The sequence below is a fragment of the Cupriavidus sp. IDO genome, assembly GCF_000812465.1.
In the GTDB taxonomy this organism is placed as follows: Bacteria; Pseudomonadota; Gammaproteobacteria; order Burkholderiales; family Burkholderiaceae; genus Cupriavidus.
In genome coordinates, this window is the sequence record NZ_JWMA01000092.1 from 1 (window position 1) to 10,078 (window position 10,078).

The window sequence follows — 10,078 nt, forward strand, 5'->3', positions numbered from 1 at the left end:
CTCCGCAGCCTCTTGAATGCTGACCATCGTGCGTATCATGCGCAAATTGTGCACAACTGCACAAGAACGCGCAACTATTCTGTCAGCAGTTCAAGCCCTGACTCCCGCTCTTCGCATCGAGATCCATGCCATGTGAGTCCAGTGCGGCGTACAGCGAAATGAGTTCACGCGCGTCTCGCGCGCGGGTCGGCTTTGGCGTGTTCGATCGCCGTAAGTGTTTCTGAGTCCAGCACTGCCTGGGCGCCGGACGAAATGGCAAACAGTTTGCCGTCGATGTCATGGACGTGTAACTGCTCATGGGTGACAGCATCCGTCACCAGCGCGCGGCCGGTGAGGCGCAGGGCGGCTTGGAGATGGGATTGTCCCGAGACGATTTGGTAATTACGTCCTTCTGATTGTCTCACCACCGCGTCGGTGAGGATCTCGCTGAGCTCGATAGTGCCGAATCCGGGGAGCGACATTTCCTCGATGCGATTCTTGATGCAGGCGACCATCACGGCCGCGCCGGGGTGCTCGGTTGCCGCAAGCCGTTCATATTGACCGAGGAGGATGTTGGCCTTCTCGATTGAGGGCGTCGTATAGACAAAGGATTGGATGGCGGTCGGCGGGCGAGTCAACCGGGTCGCCATGATCGCGAAGGCCCAGTCCCTTTTGTAATTGCAGTGTGGGCAAACCCAGCCGTATTTGGTGGCAATCAGGATGCCAGGGGCGCCACCTTCGACTCCGTGGCGATGATCGGCGCTGTTCCTGCAGATGAAGGCGCGCAGAACCGGGCCGCCGAGACCGACCTGGTTCTCGTTGAGCTTCTGGACCTGATCGTCGGTGAACGGTGCGCGAATGTAACTCATGGCATTTGAGAACGCAGCTTCGGCGTGGCTATCGCCGCGCAGCCGGCACCCGCCACGCTTGGGAGTCCGCCCGGCGGCCAACACACTGCGGCCGCCATCTCCTTCCAGTTTATGCCCGGGAGAACGTCTATGTTGCTTTGGGCGGGCCCGAACTTTTTGTGCTGGCCGGCCTCAATCCATCCCGCTTCCTCGAGGCAGCCAGGACAGATCTGCCCGTCCTGCCCTTTGCGGCGGGAGTAGCCGAAGCTGCCGTCCTCTCTGCCTCGCCGGGGAATCCGTCCGGCGGATAGCTGCACGCAGACCACGCACCGGAAGCCGGCGCCCTGGGGCCAGTGCCGCGGCAGCGGCCGCGATCTATGGCATTGTCGATGGCCTCCCGGGTCGCCACGTCCAGCGCAGACTGCGAATCGTCGGATACGGCGAACATCCGGCCTTCGACTTCGTGCACGTGCAGCATTTCCCGGTGGCTGCAGACGATCATGTAGCTTCCGTCGGGCGATTTGGCCACCAGCGCTTCAGACGCGGAAATGTTCCACGGTCTGCCCGGCATTGACCGCCCGCTGCAGCCAGTCCGGCATGGCACCGCGCCCGTCCCAGCCCTGCCCGTGCGCGTTGCGGTAGCGCACCACCGCACCCGGCGTTGGGGGCGGCGGCAGCTCGGCAAAGCAGCCGGCGGCCTGCAGATCGGACAGGCTCAGCCCATGCTGGGCCATCTGGATGCGAATCCAGGTGATCGCTTCCGCGCGCTCGATTTCGATCGACATGGTGCAGGTGAACAGATTTGAGGAGGCGCAGGATCCAGCGCCGCGCCGTCGTTCGGGAACATTGGACGTCAAGGTTCTTCCGGGGATTGCTGCCGTGAAGATCCGTGCCGGCGGGAGGACAAGGTGGCCTCTCTGCTTAAATTTTAATCAAATTCACATATCGCGCGGTGGGCAAATCCTCGCCTTCGGACGCCCCCTCAAGCTGGCCCCAGCTTGAACTTCGTGCGCGTCGCGGTGGCTTCCGCTTGCGCACGCTCGGCCTGCCGCAGCGCCGCCTCCAGTTCGACTCGCAGGCTGCCCTGCACCGCCCGCCCATCCGCCAGCGCCCGTTGCGCCTCCACGGACTGCAGGCTGAGCGTGTCGCGCTCGGCCTGCAGTCGCGCCCGTTCCTCGGCACCGGCCACGACGGCGTCTTGCGCCACCGCCACACCTGTTCGCGGGTGCGCTCCAGCTCCGTCGAGAATTGGGTACGCAACTCCTGCAACTGCCGCTCGAGCGCCTCGACCTGGCGTCTTCCCTCCTCGTGACGCGCCTGTGCGGCCGCGTGGGCCTGGCGCGCGGCGTCCAGTTCCCGCTGTAGCACCGCACTTGCTCGCTGGGCCGCCTCGAGTTCGGCCTCTACGATGACTTTCTCCTGCTCGGCCACCACCACCGCGGCGCGCGCCTGGTCGCGCTGCGCTTCCGCCTCGCTCGCCTGTAGCCGCGCTTCGGCCCGCAAGGCGGCCAGGTCGCCGGCGGCAGCCTCGTTGGCGACCTGCCAGATCGCCTGCACGGTGTCGGCTGCAATCGACTTCAGCGCATCCGGCAGCCCGGGGTGGTCGATGGTCACGCGCATCTTGCCGCTTAGTCAGCCCCTCGTTTTGGCGCGGTCTCCTCGTAGGCTCGACCAACACGTCTTCGGCAAGCCGCGCACCTTAGCGTCGGCGCACCAGCCAGAAGCTCTCAATGATCTGACGCATCGTAGGGCTGATGACGACCTCCCCCAAACTCCGCCTGCGAGAACCACTGACAGCGTGCGATTTCCTTGCTCGGCCTGGTTTCTCAATATTCGCGACGAAGGCATGGTGCACGGTTGTTCCGCCAATGACATGAAACAGGCAGCCGAGTCCTCGGGCTAGCAAGGTGGCTTCCTCCAGAAGCTCTCTCAATGCTCTCCGTGCTGACACGTGCCTGATACGGCTGTGTACCACTTCGCGTGAGACTGGCTGGCGGGTATGTCATGCCTTGATGTTGTTCCGCCTCTGCGGCGATGCCAGCTACCACCGAAATGATGAATTCCACGACTTTCGCCGCTTTCCCATATCGGAGAACAAAGTGCACCGGAGGTCGTGACGCCCGTTGGCGCCTGGCTTGTCACTGAGCGGCGCTGGCCTCCCAGCTAAGACTGGGCTCGAGGGGGCAGGGCAAAAAAACCGGACCTCGGCGGGGGCGTCGGTCCGGTCCTGCGCAGCGGCGCACAAGCGGTGCAGCACATCCGCTGCGGACATGAATTAAACTCCGTCTAACACGGATATAGGAGTCGTTAATATTACATTGGTGCTGCAGCAGCGGTAGATGCTGTGTAATTGCAACTCCCGCAGCACGACGCGGCGGTTGAAACACTAGCCGAGGGTCGGGCGGGACTCGCAATTATGCTCTGCAGAGCATAAATGCGAATCTTGGCACGACCCCTTAAACGGTCACCCAACTGACGTAGTAACAGGTGCAACAGTAGCGGAATTCCGACAACCTCCGGGCATGGATGGCCGCTCGTCGCCGGGGCGTGTCGTAGGTGTGGGGCGCGACCGTGCCTGACCTGGGCGTCGTGACAGTGGGGGTGCTGTCCAGCGGACGGCGACTCGTGTCGCACTTGAAATAGTCTCTTAGGAACGTCCAGGCCGAATACAGGTGGGCCGTGGCCTCCTGATATAGACAACGGACAACGCCACAGGGAATTCCTAATTCGGCACCATCAGGCTCATGCCACGCCTTGCACAAGAGGCCGGCGGCTTCCTACCATGAACTTCAGTCGTCACGGTTGCCAAAAGGTGGAGTGCGTCATGAGTGAGGACACTGTCGTTACCGTTACCGTGCAGGATAATGGGCCCTACCGTATCAAAGGCCCTGTCAAGATCGTGACTCCGACAGGTGAACCGTTCGTCTTCGAGGGCGAGCAGGTTTGGCTGTGCCGCTGCGGGCATTCCGAGAACAAACCGTTTTGCGACGGATCGCACAAGCGCGTCGGGTTCTCCAGCATGCCGCGACCGAAGCCTGACTGAGGCTTCGCAGTTGCCAGACCCGTTGTAAGCGAAAGGCGAATGGCTTTCCCCCAGCGAAGAACTTGGCGTTGGCCGGAGCGTACGCTCGCACCCGACAATCTCTCTTGTCCTGGGCGACCAGCGTGCTGTGTCGTTATGATCGCGCGCCCCGGGTCGACCACCTCGCCGCCGCCGGAAAACCAGCGGCGGTCAATTGTGGTGCCATATGGGACTCGGGGCATGAAGGGGGCGGGCCGATGCAGGCCTGGTCACGGATGAGCAATAGCTGGGAGGCATGTCAAGATAACGGCTTATGCTCTGCAGCGCATAAGCTTGTATCCCGGCCATCCCTTATGCTTGGCTTCAAAGCCTTTCGAAGCGCGCGCATTCTCCTTGGCGGCATCGAGTTGATGAATATGATCGCCAAGGGGCAGATGCAGCGCTCTGGTGAGGCCACTGTGTGCGCTGCACAGCAATTCTATTCCCTGGCCTCATGAGCCAAGCATCACTGCGGCCTTCTTGTCGACTGATCTCTCTTACCGCGACAGAACCTCCGCTGGCATGGCATCGCTGCGACAAAGCTACGCTGTGATTCGCTTCAGCCAGGCGAGCGCCTGCCCGGGCAGGCTGTCGCGATTGCGGGAGGTGACTACCCAAAGCTCTCCCCCCGCGCATGCGCCTCTGCACGCTCTGACTTCCTCGATGAACCCGCCGCCATACTGCGCAACCGTCGCCACGACTGGCTTCCCGGACGCGAATACCGCGCCCATGCGGGTGACAAATGCTGCGCAAAGGCATTCCATCTTGCCGACTTCGTCCACCAGGTAGGCATCCACGCCAGGGTTGAGCACAAGCGCGGATTCCGTCAACCTGTCGATCGCTGCGACGTCCACGCCGTACTTGCCGACTCGATGTGGCCCAGCGAAGTGGGCATGGGCCATCACTGCTTCCCTCCCATCGAAATCGCTGATCCGAAAGCCGAGACGCTCGCCGCCCATGCGGATCTCCTCGGTGCAAAAGCCTGCGAGCCGCCAGCCGGGCAGCGCGGCCGCCAGCCTGCGGATGATAGTAGTCTTGCCAGAACCGGGGGCGCCGGTCAGCAGCAAGATGCAGCTGCGCACCGCCTGCGGCCCACCTTCACGAACGTTCTGGTTTGTCTGGCCATTCGCATGCTTCATAGAGCGCGCACCGTCCGCAGGCGGGCTTCTTCGCGATACAGGTCTCCCGGCCGTGAAGAATCAGCGCATTGGTGAATGGCGTCCATTGCGCGCGGGGGATCTGTTGCATCAGCTGTTTTTCCACTTCGTCCGCGCTGTCCGAGCAGACGAGGCCCAGTCGGTTCGAGACCCGCAGAACATGTGTGTCCACCGCGATGCCTGGGGTGTCGAAAGCGTTGCCCAGCACCATGTTCGCGGTTTTTCTGCCAACACCGGGCAGGGTGACGAGTTCGTCAACCGTGGCCGGAATTTCTCCATGGAAATCCTCGAGCAGTTTTCTGCAGCAGTTGATTACCAGTTTTGCCTTGTTCTTGTAGAACCCGGTGGGACGGATTTCCTCCTCGAAGACGGCGAGGTCGGCTTCGGCATAGTCGCGCACGCTTCGGTATTTCTTGAACAGGGTCCGGGTGACCTCATTGACCCGAACATCGGCGCACTGGGCAGACAGGATCACCGCAACCAGCAGTTCCAGCGGATTACTGAAATGTAGCGCCAGTTTGGGCTTCGGGTAGGTGCGCAGCAGCAGCAGAGCGATTCTGTTTGCGTTTGCCATGGCCTGAACCCCGCCTGAATTCCCGCCGTTCGCCGCGGTGATCCTTCCAACATAGTTCTCGCATCTGCCCACGGCCAGATCTCAGTTATTGATGCAGGCCTGCGGCCTCCGCCTTCCCAGGACTCGCGTCCCCTGGCCCCAGCGAAGCGACGCACACGGCCAAGCCATGCGTCACCGCGGCCATGCGGCCATAGTCAAGCGTGGTCGGAACATCGTGCGCAGTGTGGTAGTACGGATTGCGCAGGTATGCGGTGTCCGTCACCATAACGGCCGGATAGCCTTGGCGCCAGAAGGAAACGTGATCGCTCAAGGCGACCCCGGGCACCCACCATGGCAGTGCCGCTGCTTCGAGCGGAAAATCGGATGAAATCTGGAACGCGTTGACCACCCATCGTAGTCGACGCCTCGAGCGAAGGTTGGAAACGAAGGCGATAAAATTGCCGCGCGCTGGATAGAAGTAACGTAGCAGAGGCGGATAGCTTTGGGTGCCCGATTCGTCCCGGTAGTAGCCAAGCATCTCGAGCGAGAGCATCACGCGAATGCGATCCCCGCACAGTCGGGCGGCTCGTGCATACCTCAGGCTGCCCATGTCCCCGCCGAAGAAAAACGGCGCTTCCTCGTTCACGAACGCAACGCAGCGCACAGTGTGGCGGGGCGGGAGGACCTGAAGCAGGCCCGCGATCTCGAGCAGCGCGGCGACGCCGCTGGCGTTGTCGTCGGCGCCGGGGCTGTTCCGCACGGTGTCGTAATGCGCGCCCAGCACAATGATTTCGTCAGGCTGAACGCAGCCTGCAAGCGCAACCTCGATATTGGCGCAGGGGATGCCTCGCACCTGATAATCCTGACGCCTTACCGCACAGCCACGCCTGGCCCATTCCTGATCGATATAGTCGGCTGCCGCATGCAGAGCGTCCGGCCGGAACACGTTGCGTTCGCCGATCTCTCCGGCCAGCACCTTCACATGACGCTCCAACGCCGCCGCCAGGCCGGGGGCGTGCGCAATCAGCATGCCATTCGCTCCGCCCTGGACCGGACCGGCGCCGTTTTCGAGGCATCAATCCGGACTGTTGCCAATTCACCGGTCATCGCCGCTTCTACCGTCTGCCACCTCAGTCGGTGCAAAGAAGGCATTCCCAAGAATGCAGTCTAGTCCAGCGTCAACTGCGTGCGTGGTGGCGCGCGGGGCTACCGCCCTACCGAGAGCAAAGCGCTGTCACATCAGGTCAGCGCCACCCCCGACGGAAATCCCGAGAAAGTATCGGACCCCACACAAAAAGCACGACCGGACTGACATTTCTGTCTTCTAGCCGGCGCCCTGACGTTTGAAGACAGGCTGGAGAATGGAGTCAATACGCGAATCGTGGGAACGTCGCCGCGCGAATGCGAGCGGCGTCATTGTGCCCGTCAACGCGACGGGAGCCGCGGACCTGGTGACGATTGCGGCGGGATGGGTTTACCGCCGTGTCTGCACTTTAGAGCTCCCTGGGCGCCAGCGCGATGCCGACTCTGCTTCAACGCATATTGCCCGTGTGCCCCAGGGAATAACGACCAGGTTGCGGCCAAACCGTCAGGCCATGCGGTTCCTGGCGATCGCATGATCAAGATCGACTTCATCCAGACCGGCATCGGCACGCACGGGCTTTACCCGAGCCGAGACGGCACCAGGCTGTACGTCGCCAATCGCGGGTCCGATCGTGTTCACGGGCTGCGGCATGGCAAGGGCAGCGTGTCGGTGATTGACTTCACCACGCGCAAGGTCGTGGCGACCTGGCCGATTCCGGGCGGAGGCAGCCCCGATATGGGCAATGTCAGTGCCGACGGCAAGACGCTATGGCTGTCTGGTCGGTTTGACGATGTCGTCTACGCGATCGACACAACGACGGGCTCGATCAATTCCATTCCAGTCGGCATGGATGGACGCCACCGGCCATCATGTCGGCGACATAGAAGATCTTGCCATCCGACGCGACGCGAATGTCCTGTGGCATGCTCTCCCAGCCGAGATGCAGATAGTCGACAACCTTGCGGTTCAATAGATCGATCTTGGCGATGCCCCCAGCGAATTCGCAGGTAAAGAGCGCGTACTTGCCGTCAATCGAGAAGTCGGCATGATTGATGGTTTTGTCGCAATAAGCCCATCGAGCCATCAAACGCCTGACCCGACCAATGCTTGGATTCAAGGACTTTCGTTGCGCGCGCATCCTGCTGGGCGGTATCGAGCTCATGCACATGATTGCCAAGGGCCAGATGCAGTGCCACGAAGGGAGCAATCCGTCCGCTGCAGATCAATTCTATTCACTGGCAGCATAAGTCAGTTGTGCCCTCGTGAGTCTTCTCGTCCTCGCTCACTTACAGCGACAGATCCCAGGCTGACTGCGGCCGTGACTTTCGTCAGCGTGCGGCCGTGACTTTTCGTCAGCGGTGCGCTACGAATGCAGTTCCACCACGTCTGCATCGGCGACCGGGTAATCGGCGCCCACCTGCTGGCCACTGAACTTGCCACTCCCCCAAATGCGCGCGAACTTGAACGTGCTTGCGAGATCGGGATGCACCCGCATGGCGACATCCAGCACGGTGTCGCCGCGGCGCATCGTAAAGGGCCGATTCTGGTCGATGGGTTTCCCGGGCGCCTTGGTGTAGACGCGCACGATCCCCAGAGCCCTGAAGAGGAACGGGCCGATTTCGGCCAGCCCTCGCCCGCTGGTCGCGGAGGTTGCGAGCTCCGGAAAGCGTACGCCGAGCAGGTCTTCGAGGACGGCCGCGTCTTCCGGGTTGGCAAGATCCGTCTTGTTGGCCAGCAGCAGCGTAGGGAGGTACACGCTGAATGAATCAGCTGGCGCTAATTCCGCCGTCGCCGGCCAGCGCTCCGTCAGGATGATTTTTCCCGCGGCAAGCTGCCGCAGAATCCGCTCCAACTGTTCCGTGCAGTCTGGCGCGCTCAGGTCGACCACGAGCAGTGCGCCGTCTGTCGACCGCAACAGGCCCGTGAGCTCAGGCTGCAGGAATTCGACTGAAACGGGCGGCAGGTCGACCAGTTGAAAAGCAATGTCCTCGAATGGCAACATGCCGGGAATCGGTAGTCTGGTCGGGTGGGGGTAGGGCCCGACCTGGTTGTGCGATCCCGTGAGCCTCGCGTGCAGGCTGGATTTTCCCGCGCCGGGCGGGCCGATCAGGCAGAGCTGGGCCGCGCCGTCGGGATGCACCGCATGTGACGGCCCTCTGTGACCAGCCTTCCCGTGGCTGGCAGATTCCTGGGTGAGTTCCTTGATCCGTGACTTGATATCGGCTTGCAGACGCTCCGTGCCCTTGTGCTTCGGGATGGCACGGAGCATCTCCTTCAGGCATTCGAGCTGCTCACGCGGCTGGCGTGCCAGCCGATAGGCTTGCTCGGCCCGCTTGTACTCGGGGGAAAGGTTTGCTGGCATGGGACAGCACGTGCAACAGCCAGGTCGGCCCTGGCAAGTACAAGATACGCTGAAGTCACGATTTTTGCTTCTCTCGCCTTACCCGCTCCAGGTATTTGCCTGAAGCGACCTCGATTCGCACCGTGGCACCGTGGATGAGACGCCGTTGGAGCTATCCGACCCGGTAAAACTCCGAGCTCTGCCCGGCATTGACCGCGCGCCGCAGCCAGGCCGGCATCTCACCCTGCCCGTCCCACGTGAGCCCCTCGGCGTTGCGGTAGCAGACCGCGGGAGGCGGTGGTGGCGGTGGCGGATCGAAGCACCTCGCCGCCGCCAGCTCCTCCATGGTCAGCCCGTAGTCGGCCATCTGCGCCTGGATCCAGCGGATCGCGTCCGCCCGCTCATTTTTCGCCGTCATCGTTGCCGTCATTCGGGTTGAGAAGGGCTGCGGGCGTGTCCGCCCCTTGATTCGTTGTCGGCGCCGGGCCGCCGCCCGCCCTCCCGCTAGCGCGGCGCCACGCGCAATGCTGCCAGCAGCTGGCGCGCCAGCGCCGCTTCGGCTTCGGCCCGCTCGGCCCGGCGCTGCGCCGTGGCGAACTCCGCCTGCACGGTTTCCAGGTCGTGGGCCGATTTCCGCTGCGCCTGCTTGGCGGCCGAAAGCCGATCGGTGAGCGCCGCGGCCTAGGCTTCGAGCCGGGCCCGGGCTTCGGCCTGCGCCACCGCCGCGCAACTCCTCGGCCACGCGCTCTTCTGGCGCACGGTGCGCTCCTGGTCCAGCTCACGCAGCGCGCGGCGCTCGCTGGCTTCGGCCCGTTCCTGGGCAATGGTCACCTGCTCGCGGGAGCGCGGCCGCGGTCTCGGCTTGTGCGGCCTCGCGCTCGGCCTCGGCGACGCTGGCCGCATGGCGCGCCTCGGCGCGCAGCGTGGCCAGCTCGCCGGTGGCGGCCTCGTTGGCCGCCCCCCGCGGCAGAATAGATGTCGCCCCGATAGAATTTGAACCCTGGGGGCGATGAGAGAGAGAAGTGGCTCGTTACGGGAAGGATTTCAAGGACCGG

General features: G+C 63.0%; 10 protein-coding genes and 4 pseudogenes. 4 read left to right on the top strand and 10 right to left on the bottom strand.

Features of this window, described 5'->3' with window-relative positions:
• Positions 1 to 164: 164 nt before the first annotated feature.
• The 3 genes from RM96_RS24115 to RM96_RS24125 form a co-directional block, all read right to left on the bottom strand.
• Positions 165 to 848: a hypothetical protein gene (locus RM96_RS24115; protein WP_039014252.1), complete on the bottom strand. Its 684-nt coding sequence runs from the start codon at positions 846 to 848 to the stop codon at positions 165 to 167.
• Positions 849 to 1,363: 515 nt separating this feature from the next.
• On the bottom strand, positions 1,364 to 1,612 hold the full coding sequence (locus RM96_RS24120) for an H-NS histone family protein (protein WP_039014253.1): 249 nt from the start codon (positions 1,610 to 1,612) through the stop codon (positions 1,364 to 1,366).
• A 136-nt stretch (positions 1,613 to 1,748) separates the two neighbouring features.
• On the bottom strand, positions 1,749 to 2,441 hold the full coding sequence (locus RM96_RS24125; protein WP_238587395.1) for a DNA-binding protein: 693 nt from the start codon (positions 2,439 to 2,441) through the stop codon (positions 1,749 to 1,751).
• Between the two features lie 1,210 nt (positions 2,442 to 3,651).
• Between RM96_RS24125 and RM96_RS24130 the strand changes: the two genes are divergently transcribed.
• Both RM96_RS24130 and RM96_RS40190 read left to right on the top strand, forming a co-directional pair.
• Positions 3,652 to 3,870: a CDGSH iron-sulfur domain-containing protein gene (locus tag RM96_RS24130; protein ID WP_039014254.1), complete on the top strand. Its 219-nt coding sequence runs from the start codon at positions 3,652 to 3,654 to the stop codon at positions 3,868 to 3,870.
• A gap of 329 nt (positions 3,871 to 4,199) precedes the next feature.
• Positions 4,200 to 4,346, top strand: a pseudogene (locus tag RM96_RS40190) (IS6 family transposase); the annotation flags it as partial.
• An 84-nt stretch (positions 4,347 to 4,430) separates the two neighbouring features.
• Here the strand turns inward: RM96_RS40190 and RM96_RS24140 are convergent.
• From RM96_RS24140 to RM96_RS24150, 3 genes are all read right to left on the bottom strand, one after another.
• Positions 4,431 to 4,955: a nucleoside-triphosphatase gene (locus tag RM96_RS24140; RefSeq protein WP_052279713.1), complete on the bottom strand. Its 525-nt coding sequence runs from the start codon at positions 4,953 to 4,955 to the stop codon at positions 4,431 to 4,433.
• A gap of 31 nt (positions 4,956 to 4,986) precedes the next feature.
• The gene (gene nth, locus RM96_RS24145) at positions 4,987 to 5,619 is read right to left on the bottom strand and encodes an endonuclease III (protein ID WP_039014256.1); all 633 of its coding nucleotides are present in this window, start codon (positions 5,617 to 5,619) and stop codon (positions 4,987 to 4,989) included.
• A gap of 85 nt (positions 5,620 to 5,704) precedes the next feature.
• Positions 5,705 to 6,628: a M28 family peptidase gene (locus RM96_RS24150; RefSeq protein ID WP_052279714.1), complete on the bottom strand. Its 924-nt coding sequence runs from the start codon at positions 6,626 to 6,628 to the stop codon at positions 5,705 to 5,707.
• A gap of 564 nt (positions 6,629 to 7,192) precedes the next feature.
• Between RM96_RS24150 and RM96_RS40195 the strand changes: the two are divergent.
• Positions 7,193 to 7,534 (top strand): annotated as a pseudogene (locus tag RM96_RS40195) (YncE family protein); the annotation flags it as partial.
• On the opposite strand, the gene RM96_RS24155 reads toward RM96_RS40195, so the two are convergent.
• Positions 7,509 to 7,799: a YncE family protein gene (locus RM96_RS24155; RefSeq protein ID WP_443112273.1), complete on the bottom strand. Its 291-nt coding sequence runs from the start codon at positions 7,797 to 7,799 to the stop codon at positions 7,509 to 7,511. The pseudogene RM96_RS40195 and the gene RM96_RS24155 overlap by 26 nt on opposite strands.
• Here RM96_RS24155 and RM96_RS37620 point away from each other — a divergent pair.
• Positions 7,756 to 7,929: pseudogene (locus tag RM96_RS37620) on the top strand (IS6 family transposase); the annotation flags it as partial. The gene RM96_RS24155 and the pseudogene RM96_RS37620 overlap by 44 nt on opposite strands.
• Positions 7,930 to 8,045: 116 nt before the next feature.
• Here RM96_RS37620 and RM96_RS24165 read toward each other — a convergent pair.
• From RM96_RS24165 to RM96_RS37625, 3 genes and pseudogenes are all read right to left on the bottom strand, one after another.
• Positions 8,046 to 9,044: a TGS domain-containing protein gene (locus tag RM96_RS24165; RefSeq protein ID WP_039014259.1), complete on the bottom strand. Its 999-nt coding sequence runs from the start codon at positions 9,042 to 9,044 to the stop codon at positions 8,046 to 8,048.
• Between the two features lie 151 nt (positions 9,045 to 9,195).
• Positions 9,196 to 9,441, bottom strand: coding sequence for an H-NS histone family protein (locus RM96_RS24170; RefSeq protein WP_039014262.1), 246 nt, complete (start codon positions 9,439 to 9,441; stop codon positions 9,196 to 9,198).
• Positions 9,425 to 9,981, bottom strand: a pseudogene (locus RM96_RS37625) (DNA-binding protein); the annotation flags it as partial. The pseudogene RM96_RS37625 and the gene RM96_RS24170, both read right to left, overlap by 17 nt.
• Positions 9,982 to 10,078: the final 97 nt, after the last annotated feature.

Excerpts from the sequence above, each read along its gene's own strand:
- nth (WP_039014256.1), bottom strand. The coding sequence starts at position 5,619 with ATGGCAAACGCAAACAGAATCGCTCTGCTGCTGCTGCGCACCTACCCG.
- RM96_RS24170 (WP_039014262.1), bottom strand. The coding sequence starts at position 9,441 with ATGACGGCGAAAAATGAGCGGGCGGACGCGATCCGCTGGATCCAGGCG.
- RM96_RS24120 (WP_039014253.1), bottom strand. The coding sequence starts at position 1,612 with ATGTCGATCGAAATCGAGCGCGCGGAAGCGATCACCTGGATTCGCATC.
- RM96_RS24130 (WP_039014254.1), top strand. The coding sequence starts at position 3,652 with ATGAGTGAGGACACTGTCGTTACCGTTACCGTGCAGGATAATGGGCCC.
- RM96_RS24165 (WP_039014259.1), bottom strand. The coding sequence starts at position 9,044 with ATGCCAGCAAACCTTTCCCCCGAGTACAAGCGGGCCGAGCAAGCCTAT.
- RM96_RS24115 (WP_039014252.1), bottom strand. The coding sequence starts at position 848 with ATGAGTTACATTCGCGCACCGTTCACCGACGATCAGGTCCAGAAGCTC.
- RM96_RS24150 (WP_052279714.1), bottom strand. The coding sequence starts at position 6,628 with ATGCTGATTGCGCACGCCCCCGGCCTGGCGGCGGCGTTGGAGCGTCAT.